The sequence below is a fragment of the Streptomyces sp. NBC_00209 genome, assembly GCF_045206345.1.
In the GTDB taxonomy this organism is placed as follows: Bacteria; Actinomycetota; Actinomycetes; order Streptomycetales; family Streptomycetaceae; genus Streptomyces.
Map to the genome: position 1 here is coordinate 192803 of NZ_CP108122.1, position 14438 is coordinate 207240.

Below are 14438 nucleotides of genomic sequence, written 5' to 3' on the forward strand. Positions count from 1 at the left end.
CTGGCAACTCCCACTCGAACGGTGCTGGACCTCGGCTCAGGCCGCGTACAGATCGAACGTGGACAGCCCGCGCCGCCCGCTGAGCACGTCGAGCGCCGGGTCGACGGTGAGCATGGCCCGGTGCAGCCGCTGCATCTGCGGCGACGGCTCCACGCCCAGCTCCTCCACGAGGCGCAGCCTCAGCCTGCGGTAGACGTCGAGGGCGGTGGCCTGCCGGCCCGACCGGTAGAGGGCGACCATCGCCTGCGAGTGCAGCCCCTCGTGCTGGGGGTGACGCATGATCAGGTCGGTGAGTTCGGCGAGGACCTCGGTGTGCCGGCCGCAGCGCAGATCCGCGTCGATGCGCCGTTCGACGGTGACCAGGCGCGACTCCTCCAGCCTCATCACCTCGATGTCGAGGACGGGGCCCAGCCGTACGTCGACCAACGCCGAGCCCTGCCACATGGCGAGCGCCTCGCCGAACAGCGACGAGGCCCGGACGTCCTCGCCCCGGTCGAAGGCGCCGCGACCGGCCGTCACCAGCTCCTCGTAGCGGTGCACGTCGACGGCGTCCGGCGGGACCTGGAGCAGATAGCCGCCGTGCCGGGTGGCCAGGACCTCCTTGGCGGCGCCGGGGATGTCGGGCCCCATCGCGGTGCCGAGCCGGCGGCGTAACTGGAGGATGTACGTCTGGAGGGTGGTCATGGCGCTCTGCGGCGAGTTGCTGCCCCAGATCTCTTCCATGAGGGTGGGCACGGGCACGACGCGGCCCGGGTGGAAGGCGAGCAGCGCGAGGAGCTGTCGCGGCTTGCCCGCGGTGGGCACGATCGACATCCCGTTGACCTCGGCACTCAACGGACCCAGAACCTGTATGCGCACGGTGGCCTCCCCAAGGACCCGGCCGGGGTGGGCCCGGCCGTGATCGCGTGCGCCGGCGCCTTCGCCCCCGTGGCCGAAAGCCGTCGGCGCCAGGCACGCTAGCCCCGGGCACACCGTGCGCCTCATTCTCTCGATCAGTGTTCGAGCAGCCCTCCAAGCAGGCATTGCGGCCGGATTGCGGCCCCGGGGCGCCGCCTCAAGAACACGCGGACGACGGCTGGAGGGGCACTCGGGCGGTCTCCCCCGGCCATCGGGTGGTCGTTACCGTCCATGCCGTGACCGGATTCCGAGGGAGAGCCACCCGATGAGCGTCCTCGCCACTCCGCGCCCGGAGGCGGCGCGGTCCGCCGCCGCGCACAGCCCCGTGGAGTTCCGGCTGCTGGGTCCGGTCATGGTCCACGACGCCACCGGGGGCGCGGACATCGTCCCGGCCGGCTCGAAGCAGCGGGCGCTGCTCGCCGCGTTCGTCACCCACGCCGGGGTGCTGCTCGACGTGGACCGGCTGGCGGCGGAGCTGTGGGACGGCGCACCTCCCGGGAACGCGGCGAACGCCCTTCAGGCCCATGTGGCCCGGCTGCGGCGGCTGCTGCCCGCGCCCGGGGACTACGGCCATGCGTGGATCAGCACCCTGCCGACGGGCTACCTGCTCGACCTGGGCGGCGCCTCCACCGACGTCCAGCGCTTCACCCGGCGCTCGGCCGAGGGGCGGGCGGCCGTCGCCACCGACCCGGCCCGGGCGGCGAAGCTCCTGCACGGCGCCCTGGAGTTGTGGCGCGGACCGGCGTTGCAGGACTGCCGCCGGGGGCCGGTGTGCGCGGCGGAGGCCGACCGGCTGGACGAGATGCGGCTCACCACGCTGGAGGCCCTGCACGAGGCACGCCTGCGCTGCGAGCGGCACGGCGAGTGCATCGGCGACCTGGAACGGCTCACCGCCGACCACCCGCTGCGCGAGCGCTTCTACGACCTGCTCATGGTGGCCCTGTACCGCAGCGGCCGTCAGGCGGAGGCCATCGGCGTGTACGAGCGGGCCCGGCGCCGCCTGGTCGCCGCCCTCGGCATCGAACCGGGCCCGGCGCTGCGCGGCCGCCTGGAGTCGGTGCTCACCCACTCCCCCGGCCTCGTGGCCCCCGGCGTCCTGGACGAACTGGACCGGCTGCGCCGCCGGGTGGACGAGCTGGGCAGGCAGCAGCTGGAGCTGACCCGCCGGCTGAACGCGGCGACGGCGGGCCCTCAGGCGGTGGCGAGGTGAGCGGCGAGCGCGGTGAGGTCCGGGTGGTCGTGGAGGACGACGGCCCGCTCCCGTAGCCCGTACAGCCGGTTGACCGCCGTCATGAACTCCGCGCCCGCCCGGGCGTCGACGCCCAGATCGCTGAACGGGGTGCACGGGTCCAGGTCCCACGGATCGCAGGCCAGGATCTGCGCCAGCTCCTCGCGCAGCTCGTCGGCGGACGGCAGGAGCCGGCACGGCGGCGCGGCCGGGGCGGCGACGGGCGCGGGGGCCGGCCCGCACCGCGCCTCCCGCGCCACATATACGGCGAACGCCTCCGGGCTGGGGTGGTCCAGGACGGCCGCGCCCTTGATGGCCGTGCCGAAGCGGGCGTTGACGGTCGCCACGAACTCGGTGCCGAGCAGCGAGTCCAGGCCGATCTCCGGGAACGGCTGCCAGGGGTGCAGGGTGCACGCGTCGCGCCGGGTGACGTCGGCCAGCAGACCGATCAGCGTGGCCAGGACATCGGCGGGGGCGGAGTACATGTCACGCGGCCCGCACGGCCTCGGCGCGGGGCCGTGGCGGCGCCGTACGGTAGCGGCCGGTCCGCCCGGGGCCCACGAGCACCGGCAGCAGCAGCTGCCACAGCGCCCCGCCGTCCCCCGGCCCCGGCCCGGCGGTCCGATCCCCGGGCGGCGCGATCCCGTACAACAGGCCGGCAAGCAGCGCCTCGGCGCCGTCGCCCCGGGCGTCCCCGCTCAGCTCCCCGGCCGCGTCGGCCTCGTCCAGCAGGCGCCGGGCCTCGGCGAGCCACGCCCGGCGCAGGCCGCCGATGCCGGCAGGACCGGCCACACCGTCGTCGGCCAGCCGGAACGCGGCCCGGGCGACCGGGTCCTCGCGCCGGGCCAGGGTCAGCCAGTGCGTCAGGTCGATGAGGTGCTGCACCGGCCCGTCGCCGGTGGCCCGCCGCTCGTCCAGGAACTCCCCGAGCCGGGTGCGGCCGTGCAGCGCCACCGCGTCGGCCAGCGCCTCCTTCGACGGGAAGTGGAAGTACAGCGCGCCCTTGGTCACGCCCGCGGCGGCGGCGATCTGGCCGAGCGTGGCGCTCGCGTACCCGCTCCGGGTGAACAGCTCCGCCGCCGCGTCGACGAGCCGGCGCCTGGTGCGTTCCGACCTCTCCTGCATGCAGCCCTCCCAGGACCATGGGACCCTCGCTCAGCCGACCTGGGTCAGCCGCTCGCCGGTGTCGGCCGCGGCCGTCCCGGGTGCCGGTGCGGACCCGGCCCTCAGAATGGAGCGCTGCAGTCGTTGCAGCCCTGCGGATGGCTCGAGCCCCAGCTCACCGACGAGCCTGGCCCGCAGCCGGTGGTAGGCGTCCAGCGCTTCGCTGCGCCGGCCCGAGCGGTGCAGGGCGACCATGTAGTGGGCGTGCAGGTTCTCGTGCGTGCGGTAGCGGCTGACCAGGACCGTGAGTTCGCTCAGCAGCTCGCGGTGGCGGCCGAGGCGCAGGTCGGCGTCGATGCGCTGGTCGAGGGCGCACAGCCAGGTCTCCTCCAGGCGCCGGAGCTCCATGTCCAGCCGCGGCCCCGTCCGGACGTCCACGAGTGCGGACCCGGTCCACAGCGCGAGCGCGTCCCGCAGTTCGCGTGCGGCGCGCGGGAAGTCGCCCGCGTCGCTGGTGCGGTAGCCGCAGCCGACGAGCCGCTCGAACTCGCGGACATCGACGGTGCCGCCCGAGGTGTCCAGCAGGTACCCGCCGGGGGCGGTGACCAGGACGTCCTTGGCGGTACGCGACGAGGCGTCGGCCGGGGCGCGTTCCAGGGCCGCGGCGATGAGCTCGCGTACCTGCAACACGTAGGTCTGCAAGGTGGTACGGGCGCTGCGCGGCGGATTCCCGCCCCACAGCTCGTCGATCAGATCGGGTACGGAGACGACCCGGTCGGCGTGCACGGCCAGGAGCGCCAGTACCTGCCGGGCCTTCGGCGCCGTCGGGGCGACCGAGATCCCGCCCTCGGTGACGACCAGCGCGCCCAGTACTTCGATGTCCATGGTGCTCCCCCTTTTCACGCATGAGTCATCAGCGAAGCTAAAAACAGGGCACGCGGTTTGTCAATACCAAACCGCGTGCCCGGTTTACAAGGGAGCTCCAGGAAGCCTCTACTGCGGGGGGTTGCCGTGCTTGCGGGCCGGCAGGTCGGCGTGCTTGGTGCGAAGCATCACGAGCGAGGCGATCAGGACCTCGCGCGTCCCGGCCGGGTCGATGACGTCGTCCACGAGCCCCCGCTCGGCGGCGTAGTAAGGGTGCATCAGCTCGGTCCTGTACTCCTTGACCATGCGGGCACGCATCGCCTCGGGGTCCTCGGCCTCCGCGATCTGCCGCCGGAAGATGACGTTGGCGGCGCCCTCGGCGCCCATGACCGCGATCTCGTTGGTGGGCCAGGCGTAGGTGAGGTCCGCACCGATCGACTGCGAGTCCATGACGATGTAGGCGCCGCCGTACGCCTTGCGCAGGATCAGCGAGATACGGGGCACGGTGGCGTTGCAGTACGCGTACAGCAGTTTGGCGCCGTGCCGGATGATGCCGCCGTGCTCCTGGTCCACGCCGGGCAGGAAGCCGGGCACGTCGAGGAGCGTCACGATCGGGATGTTGAAGGCGTCGCAGAGCTGCACGAAGCGCGCGGCCTTCTCGGACGCCTCGATGTCCAGCACCCCGGCCAGCGACTTCGGCTGGTTGGCGACGATGCCCACCACCTCACCGCCCAGCCGGGCCAGGGCGCAGATGATGTTGCGCGCCCAGTGCTCGTGGACCTCCAGGTACTCGCCGTCGTCCACCAGCTCCTCGATGACCTCCGCCATGTCGTACGGGCGGTTGCCGTCCACCGGCACCAGGTCGAGGAGGGTGTCCGAGCGGCGGTCGGCCGGGTCGGCGGTCGGTGCCACGGGCGGGTTCTCGCGGTTGTTCTGCGGGAGCAGGGACAGCAGGTAGCGGACCTCGGCGATGCAGGTCTCCTCGTCGTCGTACGCGAAGTGCGCGACGCCCGAGGTCTCGGCGTGGACGTCCGCGCCGCCCAGGCCGTTCTGGGTGATCTCCTCGCCGGTGACCGCCTTCACGACGTCCGGACCGGTGATGAACATCTGCGAGGTCTCGCGCACCATGAACACGAAGTCGGTGAGCGCCGGGCTGTAGGCCGCACCGCCCGCACAGGGGCCGAGCATCACGCTGATCTGCGGGATCACGCCCGAAGCCTTGGTGTTGCGCTGGAAGATCCCGCCGTACCCCGCAAGGGCCGAGACACCTTCCTGGATACGGGCGCCGGCGCCGTCGTTCAGGGAGACCAGCGGCGCACCGGCCGAGATGGCCATGTCCATGATCTTGTGGATCTTCGTCGCGTGGGCCTCGCCCAGTGCCCCGCCGAAGATCCGGAAGTCGTGCGCGTACACGAAGACCGTCCGGCCCTCGACCGTGCCCCAGCCGGTGACGACACCGTCGGTGTACGGCTTCTTCGCCTCCAGGCCGAAACCCGTCGCCCGGTGGCGGCGCAGCTGCTCCACCTCGTGGAACGAGCCCGGGTCGAAAAGGAGCTCGATGCGCTCGCGCGCCGTCAGCTTGCCCTTGGCGTGCTGCACCTCGGTCGCCCGGTCACCGGGCCCGCGCTCCGCCGCCGCGTGGATCTCGCGCAGTTCCGCCACGCGGCCACGGAGACCGGCCTGCCCCAGCAGTTCCGGGACGGGGGAAGTGGTCATCGACATGTCGTCAGGTCCCTTCCTGGAATGCGTTGCCGCACTATCGCCAGCTGCGCGGAGCTCGGTAGACGGGCTCCGGGCTCCATCCCAAAACGCGCCCGGCCGGGGCCTCGTCCCGCTGCCCGCCGGCTTCCGCGCGCAGGGCGAGCAGCACCACCGTGAGCGCGGCGAGCTCCTCCTCGGTGGCCCGTCCGCGCTCGATGCGCAACGCGGACACTGCCGGTTCCGGACCGCCCATACCCCACCTCCAGCGTTTACGGCAGCATCGGCCACCCCGCTGGAGCACCGCTCCGGCTCCACTGGAGAGCCGCTCGACAACCGCTCAACGGCTCCCCGCGCGGACGGACTTCAACCCGGTCGCCAGCGCACCGGCACAGGCCGGGCCGCTGCCGACCCCCGTCATGACGACGGCCGTGACCGTGCCCTCGTCGGCCGCGCACGCCATCTCGTACGCGGCCGCGCCCCCCGGCCCCGCGCCGCACAGCACCAGCCGCCCGGACCCCAACAGCGAGGGCAGCGCGGAAGGGTCACCCGGCCGCGCCGCCCGCAGGCTCACGATCCGTTCCGGGCCCCGGTGATGGCGTACCAGGGCCTCGTACGCACCCACGGGCACACCCGGGGTCCGCACCAGCACGATCGTGCCGGCCGCCGGGTCCCCGGCGCGCAGCACCACCACGTCGGGCCCCTCCGGCACGGGCGGACGGGGCAGCACACGGGGCACCTCCAAGCCCTGGAGGAGTTCGAGGAGATCGCCGACGGCGGACTGCGGATCGCGGTGGTCCGGCAACGACCTCAGCAGGCGCACGCAGTGCGCCAGCAGCGCGGACGCGTCCACGTCCCCCAGGCACCGGCGGTCGTAGCGCACCGTGAGGGCCAGCCCGCCGTCCGCGTCGTGCCGGGCCGCGAGGGTGAGCGGCAGTCCGGGGTGGGCGCTGATGCTGCGTGGGGCGTCCACCTCGACGTCCTGGGCACGCAGCTCCGCAAGCAGCGCCGCGGGCAGCTCGACCCGGTTGTCGAACACGATGCCGGTCTCGAAGAGTTCGGTGTCGGGGTTCCGGCCGGTCCAGACCCGGACCCGGTCACCCGGCACCCAGGCGTGGACGGCCAGGTCCAGCGCGGCGTCGCGCGCCTGCCCGAGGAGACCGGCCACCGGGTCTGCGGGATCGACGGTGACCGTCATCGGCAACGGGTTGCCCAGCAGCCCCGGAATGCCCGCGGCGCCCTCCATCGGAATGTCCCGGGCCGACAGATGCACGCCGAAGCTGACCGGCACCGGGCCGACCGCACCGGCCGCCCGGTACAGCAGCAGCGCCCACACGGCGTGCAGGGCGCTGGACTCCCCCGCCCCGCGCATCGCGGCCCAGGTGCGCAGCCGGGTGGTCTGGGGCGGCCGGAGCCGCCGGTGGACGCGTCCGGTGCCGAGGGGCCCGGCCGGGGACCCGTCGTCCGGGACCTCGGGCGCGGCCGTCTCCGGGGGCGCGGTGGCCGTCGCCCAGTAGGCGCGGGCGCCCTCGGTCCGCTGCCGGGCCAGCCACCGGGCGTGGTCGCGCACATCGGGGCGCCGCTCGCGTCCCGGCAGGGCGCCCCCGCGGGTGTACGCCCGGTAGAACTCCCGCAGCAGCAGGTGGACGCCGCGCTCGTCCAGCAGCGCCCGGTGGTAGGTGAGCAGGACCCGGGTGGGCGCGCTGGTGCCCCCGGGGCGGGGCGGCCCGTCCATCAGGGTCACGCGCAGCAGGCCGGGGCGGTGCGGTGCGAAGCCGCGCAGGCGGTCGCGCTCGATCAGGTCGCTCCAGGAGACGGCGCCGTGTGCGAGGTGGGCGACGTCGATCGCGGCCCAGTCGTGCAGCACCAGGCGGGGCAGGTGCGTCCAGTCGAAGGCCGCCCGCAACACGGACTCCCGGTCCGCGACGGACAGCCAGGCGGCGGTGAACCGGGCGAGGTCGACCGGCCCCGTCCAGTTCCAGGCGACCTGGCCGACATGCCCGCCCGCCGGCTCCTCGACGGCCGCGCGGATGAGGTCCTGCTGGTGTCCGGCCACCGTGACGGTGTCACGCGCGCCGCCCGCCAGCGCCAGGACGTCGGCGAACACCGCTGCTCCGGGCCGGGCCGGACCACCCTGCGCGTGCGCGACGCGCAGGGTGAGGCGTCCGGCGCCGGACGCCTCCGCCGTCACCGTGTACGCGTGACGCTGGGTCACCCGAGCCGCCACCGCCTCGGCCAGGCCGGGGTCGAGGGGGCCGCACAGCTCCGCCTCGACGGACGGGCCGGAGGCGGCCGGCACGGGTGCGAGGACCACCGCAAGCACCAGATCGTCACTCATCGGGCCCCTGATCCCGCGTGCGCCGCATCACTTGCCCTCCCTCAGCCGGTACGGCTGCCCTCTCAGGCGAGCCGTACTCCGCTCGCCCCCGCGACGCCCTCGGGCCGGGCCATGAGAATGGAACGCTGCAACTTGGCCAGCGCGGGCGAGGGTTCGAGCCCGAGCGTGCGGACCAGCGTGGAGCGCAGCCGCTGGTAGGCGTCCAGCGCCTCGCCGCGCCGCCCGGAGCGGTAGAGGGCCAGCATGTACTGGCCGCACAGGCTCTCATGGGTGGAGTACCTGCTGAGCAGGACGGTGAGTTCGGAGAGCAGTTCGCGGTGGCGGCCCAGCCTGAGGTCGGCCTCGATGCGCTGGTCCAGGGCGCACAGCCGGCTCTCCTCCAGCCGCTTGATCTGGGTGTCGAGGTGCGGCCCGGTGTGGACGTCGGCGAGCGCCGGGCCGGTCCACAGGGCGAGCGCCTCGCGCAGCAGCCGCGCGCCCTCGGGGAAGTCCTCGGCGTCCATGGCCCGGTATCCCATGCCGGCCAGCCGCTCGAACTCCTGCACGTCGTGGCCGCCTTCGCCGCCCTTGAGTAAGTAGCCTCCGGGGACGGTGAGCAGGACGTCCTTGGCGGTGCGGGTGTCGTCGCCGTGCTCTTCGAGCGCGGCGGTGATCAGTTCGCGCAGCTGGAGGATGTAGGTCTGGAGGGTGGGCCGGGCGCTGCGCGGCGGCTCGCTCCCCCACAGCTCCTCGGTGAGGGTGCCCACGGGCACCACCTCGTCGGCGTGCAGGGCCAGCAGGGCGAGCACCTGCCGGGGCTTGGGCGCGGTCGGTGTGATCGAAGCGCCCATTTCCCGCACGGCGAGCGTGCCGAGTACGTCGATGTCCACGCGGTCTCCCCGTCATCCCCTGGCCGCCGGAACGGCCTGGAACTTCTGCTGACGGAACGATTTAAAAACAGCACGGGCGGTATGTCAATACCAAACCGTGCGCCCTGTTTAGTCTCGCGCGGACCGCCAGCGATCCTTGAGGGACGGCCGCCTTGATCCGATAAATTTCCCCAAAAGGGACAAAAAGAAGGAGATTGGGGCGCCCAAGGGGGTCCGCGTCGAGGCAATGAAGGCCCGAATTACCAGACCGAGTGGACTGTTTTACGAGGTGGAGGCGCTGCCGGCAACGCGCCGGAGGCCCGGCGGCAGCGGGCGGCCCGGTGCACGGAAGCGTCCTGCCCGGGCCTGCGGCGCTACTCCGCCGGAGTCAGCCGCGGCAGGGCGAACGACCACAGCTGGACCAGCCGCTCCGCGGACCGCCAGTACCGGTCGGCCGCACCGAGGGTTTCCAGGCCGAGCGTCGCCGCCACGATGACCACCGCCGCGTCCTCGGCCGAGACGTCCTCGGCCAACTCCCCGTTGGCGCGGGCCTGGACGAGGGCATTGCGCACCCACTCGTACCACCAGTCGTGGAGCTTGGCCTCGCTCTTGCGCGAGGGATCGCCGCCCAGCCGGAAGCCCGCGCGCACGACAGGATCGTCGGTGACCGCGTCCATCAGCCGGCCCACGGCGGCGACGAGCGCCTGGAGCCGGCCGCCCTTGGCGGTGCGCGCGCTCTCCTCGGTCAGCGCGAGGGCGGACTCCGCGGCGGCGTCCTCCACGGCGGACGCCAGCGCGTCCTTGTTGGGGAAGTGGAAGTGCAGGGCGCCCGAACTCACTCCGGCCCGGCCGCTGATGACCGGGAGCGTCGCCATCGCGTACCCGTCGGCGCCGAAGACCTCCGCCGCGGCCGAGATGAGGGCCTGACGCGTCACAGCCGCTCGCGCCTGCTTCACCATCGTGTCCTCCTCCGGGCGGGGCGGGGGAAGCGGCGTAAAACCGTCCGATTCACCCTGGATTCTCCATACTGACTCGTGCACACCCTAGCAAACCGCACGGCTGGTTGGTTTAGTGCCGCAGCGTGCGCCTCGCGGTGTTCAGCTGATCATTTTGCATGCGGCCGGGGGGCCTCGTGAGCTCCGACCTTGGAAACAGTTGGTTTCTCCAGCCGTTCTCCCCGAAAAATGCACCGCGAACCAACAAAAGAAACCGTCCGATAGGTTTCTTATTCCCCCAGCCCCGGCGGCGGTCGCTAGCAGCACGAGGCGTTATGCGGCTTATGTCTGCTTTCCTGCGCTATTGCAAGGGCGCATATGCCTGCCGGAGACAGTGAAACGGAATAAGATATTCAAGTAAACGCTCAGCTCTTGGTAAACTCTTTACTTTTGGGCCGATTGAAGAAAACCGGTAGGTCCGTATCTTAAGTGGCGTCGCCGAACACAGGTTTCATGTCCAGACGGGGGCCCCAATGAGTCTCACCACCGCTGAAGCCAGAACCGCACTCCCGGCCGCACCGCGGCTGACCAGCACGGTCGCGAAGGAGTACGTACACCGCGACTCCGTCGCGGAGGTGTTCCTCACCGGATGCGACTCCCGGGACGGGATGAGCTTCGCGCTGACCGGCCAATGGCCTCGCGCCCACACCATGTTCCGGAGCCAGGACGGCACGAGTCACGACCCGCTGCAGATCGCGGAAACGTTCCGGCAGGCGGGCATCTACGTCTCCCACGTGGAGCTGGGTGTGCCGCTCGGCCACAACTTCGTGATGTCGAGCATCACGTACACGGCCGATCCCGAGAACCTGCGCATCGCCTCGGGCCCCACCGACTTCGACCTCGACACCCGGTGCACGGACATCGTCCGGCGCAGGGGCATCGCCAGCCGCGTCGCCTTCGAGTTCGCGCTCCGCCGGGGCGGCCGCTCCCTGGCCGGCGGCACCGGTCAGATCTCCGTGATCCCCCCGGCCGTCTACAACCGGTTACGCCAGAACCGCGCCGCCCAACCGCCCGTCACCGCACCGCACCCGGCCCGCGAACCGCTGCCGCCGGCCGTCGTCGGACGGCCGTACACCACGGATGTCGTGCTCTCCCCCGCCCCCGGCTCCGCACCTGGCGGAAGACCGCGCTGGCTGCTCACCCCGGACCTCGACCACCCGATCCTCTTCGACCACAAGGGCGATCACGTGCCCGGCATGGTCCTGCTCGAAGCGGCCCGCCAAGCCGCCTGTGCCGTGATGGCGCCCCGGACGTTCACCCCGGCCGCCGCCACCAACGACTTCCACCAGTACGCCGAACTCGACCGGCCCTGCTGGATCGAGGTGACCCGGGTGGAACGCGAACCCGGCAACATGGTCACGATGGAGATCACCGGGCACCAGGACGGCAAGAACGTCTTCACCTCGGTGCTCACCGGCCCGGTCGACTAGGCGGACCCTACCCGCCGCCCGGGACCTCGCCCGCCCCCATGAACAAACCGGATGTCCTGTTCGGATGGATGAACGGAAGCCACCGGTACGGAGAACAACCGGTACCGCCTTGGGTCGCTGACCCGCCCCCGCGGCGAACCAGCAGGTCACGTCCGTACGCGCCGCACCACAGCGACCGAAGCGACCGAAGAACCCGCTCGCGCCTGTACGCGGGAGGCCGCCCCCGCGAGAGGGCCGCGTCCCCCCGCGTACAGGCGGGCCCGACAGCCCCTTCGCGACGCCCCGTCAGAGGTCGAAGGCGACGTGCTCCAGGTCGGTGTACTCCACGAGGAGCCCTTGCGCCCGGCGCCCGGCGTCCTTGAAGTAGATCTCCTGCAATCCCTCGGCGGCGACCTCCTGGAGCTGACGGTCGCTGCCGCCCTGCTCCCGGAGTTCGAAGAGCCGGGCCGCGTACGCCGGCGGGAGCGCCACGGTGAGGTGGCGCAGCCGGGCGTCGTCGGTGGAGCCGGGCGCCGCCGTGTAGCCGAACCGGGCCCGGGTGTCGATGACGATGCCGCCGGTGGTGGCCGCGGCCTTCCGGGCCTTCGCCTGGATCTGCGGCTGCCAGCGCTGCTTGACCTCCCGTTCCATGCGGGCGGCCAGCTCCGGGCGGGGCTTCTTCAGCTGGTCGCGCACGTACCGCTCGACCGTGCGCTGGGTGATCCCCAGGAGCGCGGCGGCGGCCCTGGTGCCCTTGAGCTGCTTGACGAGGTACCGCATCTGCGCACCGGCCGACTTGGGCGCGGGCCGGGTGAACGCCCGCTGGACCGCCTCGTCGAGACCTTCCCCGACCGTGTTCATCGGCTGGTTCCCCTACTCTCCGTCGTCCTTGGCGGTGACTGCGCCGTCCTTGATGTACCGGGCCAGGTTGAGTTCAGGACCGTACTCCTCCCGGACCGCCTCCGCCCACAGCGTGGTCTGCGAGCCCTCGTGCTTCACCATTCCCGGGCTGACCCCGAGCCGGAAGCCCCCGGGCAGCGGTTTGCCGTCCCGGTACGGCAGGAAGTCCAGCGGCGAGGGCCCGTCGGAGGCGTACACCGCGCAGTCCGAGAGCACGGCGACCGGGTACTGGCCCGTCGCGGCCGCCATCCGGACCATCTTGCGGTGCATGTTGATCCGGGCCCGCGAGATGACGGCGGCCCGGATGTCGGGGCGCCAGGTCGGCCGGCTCAGCGCGGGCCACGGCTTGCCGGGCCGCCACCCGCCGCCGCGCGGCCGCTCCCTCAGCTTGCCGATGCCGCCCTTGACCGTCGCCTTGACCGCCGACAGCACGACCGCCAGCTGAGGATCACGGTCCCGGTACCCCTCCATCGCCGCCAGGAACGCGTCGGGCGCCAGCCCGTCCCCCACGCCCAGGTCCGCCATGGTCGCCACGTACGCGTCGCGCAGCCGCTTGTACCAGCCGTCCAGGTAGCGCCCGTTGGCCGGGCGCACCCACGCCTCGACGGGCGTCACCTCGTAGCCGAGCTCCACCGCGTACGCCACGGTCGGCGTCGCGTACCAGGCGAGGCCCTCCGGGCGGTCGCCCTTCGGAGTGAAGGGGCTGGGCAGCAGGTCCCCGTCGATCCGCCGCCACTCCTTGCCGATCACCACGTGCGACGGGTCGACGTGCGACAGGTCCACCAGCCAGGAGCCGGGCAGCGCCGGGTCGAACGTCGGGCTGTTCACGTACTCGGGCGCCCCCAGGCCGACGACCGCCCCGTTGGCGGCCGCGCCGAAGGCGAGGTTGACGTCGATGCCGACCAGATGGCGCCTCAGGCACTCGTCGTCGGTGAGGGGCCGCGCCCAGTCGTACGCCTCCTCGAACAGCATCTCGGCCGGGCCGCGCTGGTGGAAGCGGGGCAGGTCCGCGAGGAGCGGGTGCCCGTCGGGGGCCTCACAGGGGGCGCACTCGACGGGCTCGGAGCCCAGTGAGCCGGGGTTGCGCTCGCTGTGCCGCTTGCCGTCCGCGTCGGGCGCGCTCGCCCGGGTCGGCGGGTGCAGCGAGGTCATGAGTTCGAGCCCGGTGACGGCGGTGGAGCCCCGGGGCGTCATCACGCGCGACGCGTACGTTCCCAGCAGCCGTACGAGTTCGGCCGGCGGGAGCTGCGAGGCGCCGTTCCAGTGGCGGACGTCGAGCGCGTTCCAGGCCGGGACGCAGAGCTGGACGCAGCTGCGGCGCGAACCACGCGCGGGCCGGTAGATCCGGGCCCACGGACCGAACCCGCGCCGGGTCAGCTTCCACTCCGCCCGCGCCAGCTGCTTGAGCACCTTGTGGTCCTCCGGCAACCTCCCGGCCAGGCCCTCCTCCCGCGACAGTCGTACGGGCAGCCCGAAGCGCTCGCACGCCGCCTCGGTGAGGACGAGCAGCGGATCGGCGTCCTGCCCGCTGGGGTGCAGCCGCTCGGCACCGAGGTGCGCCTCACCGAGGGCCCATTCGACCAGGGCGGGCAGCGACTTGGCGGGCACGTCGAGCACCAGCCCACCCACGCAGTAGGCGACCACCTCACCGCCGTCCGCGTCGACAACGGCAAGCGGCCCGTGCTCGTACGGAGAGGCGCCGCTCCTGGGCGTGCGAGGTACGGGGACGGGGCCGGCGGGTGCGACGACGACGGATTCGTTTTCGGCGGGCGCGGCTTCGGCGGGCTCCTCGACAGCGGGTGCGGCGGCCTCGGCGGCCTCCGCGACCGGCTCGGCCGTCTCCTCCTCCGGATACCGCGCGGCAAGCCCCTCCAGCAACCGGGCGTACGCGGCGCGCTTGGGCGGCCGGGGCTCGCTGCGCCCGGACTCCCAGTTGCCGACCGACTCGCGGCGGCTCTTCAGCGCCTTCGCGACCTGGTCCTGGCTCAACCCGGCGGCCTCGCGCAGCCGCTTGCGTTCGGCCGGCGGCGGCAGCGGGTCCTGCGCGATCTGCTCCAGCAGCGCGTCGACCGCGCTGAACAGCAGCTGCTCCTCTTGGGACAAAACGATCACCTCGTGCACCACCCTATCGAACCACTCACCGGAACACTCATGGAT

The 14438-nt window shown here is 72.6% G+C and carries 13 protein-coding genes; 2 read left to right on the plus strand and 11 right to left on the minus strand.

Annotated elements, in window-relative coordinates; all coding sequences use genetic code 11:
- Positions 1-36: 36 nt before the first annotated feature.
- The gene (locus tag OG867_RS32690) at positions 37-858 is read right to left on the minus strand and encodes an AfsR/SARP family transcriptional regulator (RefSeq protein ID WP_328904728.1); all 822 of its coding nucleotides are present in this window, start codon (positions 856-858) and stop codon (positions 37-39) included.
- Positions 859-1162: 304 nt separating this feature from the next.
- Here OG867_RS32690 and OG867_RS32695 point away from each other — a divergent pair, with 304 nt between their 5' ends.
- Positions 1163-2107 carry an AfsR/SARP family transcriptional regulator gene (locus OG867_RS32695; RefSeq protein WP_331720440.1) on the plus strand — a complete coding sequence of 315 codons (945 nt, stop codon included), beginning with the start codon at positions 1163-1165 and terminating at the stop codon, positions 2105-2107.
- Here the strand turns inward: OG867_RS32695 and OG867_RS32700 are convergent.
- The 8 genes from OG867_RS32700 to OG867_RS32735 all read right to left on the minus strand — a co-directional run bounded on the left by OG867_RS32700 (position 2089) and on the right by OG867_RS32735 (position 9936).
- A complete protein-coding gene (locus OG867_RS32700) occupies positions 2089-2610 on the minus strand; it encodes an acyl carrier protein (protein ID WP_331720441.1) in 522 nt (173 codons plus the stop codon). The genes OG867_RS32695 and OG867_RS32700 overlap by 19 nt on opposite strands.
- Position 2611: 1 nt before the next feature.
- Positions 2612-3250, minus strand: a complete 639-nt coding sequence (locus OG867_RS32705; RefSeq protein ID WP_331720442.1) for a ScbR family autoregulator-binding transcription factor — start codon at positions 3248-3250, stop codon at positions 2612-2614.
- A 30-nt stretch (positions 3251-3280) separates the two neighbouring features.
- Positions 3281-4114, minus strand: coding sequence for an AfsR/SARP family transcriptional regulator (locus OG867_RS32710; RefSeq protein ID WP_331720443.1), 834 nt, complete (start codon positions 4112-4114; stop codon positions 3281-3283).
- Between the two features lie 108 nt (positions 4115-4222).
- Entirely contained in the window at positions 4223-5809 is a 1587-nt protein-coding gene (locus OG867_RS32715; RefSeq protein ID WP_331720444.1) for an acyl-CoA carboxylase subunit beta, read from the minus strand.
- 40 nt (positions 5810-5849) lie between these two features.
- A complete protein-coding gene (locus OG867_RS32720) occupies positions 5850-6026 on the minus strand; it encodes an acyl-CoA carboxylase subunit epsilon (RefSeq protein ID WP_406291350.1) in 177 nt (58 codons plus the stop codon).
- A gap of 105 nt (positions 6027-6131) precedes the next feature.
- Complete coding sequence (locus tag OG867_RS32725; protein WP_328904735.1) at positions 6132-8129, minus strand: condensation domain-containing protein; 1998 nt, start codon at positions 8127-8129, stop codon at positions 6132-6134.
- Positions 8130-8191: 62 nt separating this feature from the next.
- Positions 8192-8998 (minus strand): AfsR/SARP family transcriptional regulator, encoded by an 807-nt coding sequence (locus OG867_RS32730; RefSeq protein ID WP_328904736.1) that lies wholly within the window; start codon positions 8996-8998, stop codon positions 8192-8194.
- Between the two features lie 353 nt (positions 8999-9351).
- The gene (locus OG867_RS32735) at positions 9352-9936 is read right to left on the minus strand and encodes a ScbR family autoregulator-binding transcription factor (RefSeq protein WP_331720445.1); all 585 of its coding nucleotides are present in this window, start codon (positions 9934-9936) and stop codon (positions 9352-9354) included.
- Positions 9937-10445: 509 nt separating this feature from the next.
- Between OG867_RS32735 and OG867_RS32740 the strand changes: the two genes are divergently transcribed.
- Positions 10446-11402, plus strand: coding sequence for a ScbA/BarX family gamma-butyrolactone biosynthesis protein (locus OG867_RS32740; protein ID WP_328904738.1), 957 nt, complete (start codon positions 10446-10448; stop codon positions 11400-11402).
- A gap of 285 nt (positions 11403-11687) precedes the next feature.
- On the opposite strand, the gene tpg is transcribed toward OG867_RS32740, so the two are convergent.
- Positions 11688-12242, minus strand: a complete 555-nt coding sequence (tpg, locus tag OG867_RS32745) for a telomere-protecting terminal protein Tpg (protein ID WP_328904739.1) — start codon at positions 12240-12242, stop codon at positions 11688-11690.
- Between the two features lie 12 nt (positions 12243-12254).
- Entirely contained in the window at positions 12255-14384 is a 2130-nt protein-coding gene (gene tap / locus OG867_RS32750) for a telomere-associated protein Tap (RefSeq protein WP_331720458.1), read from the minus strand.
- Positions 14385-14438: the final 54 nt, after the last annotated feature.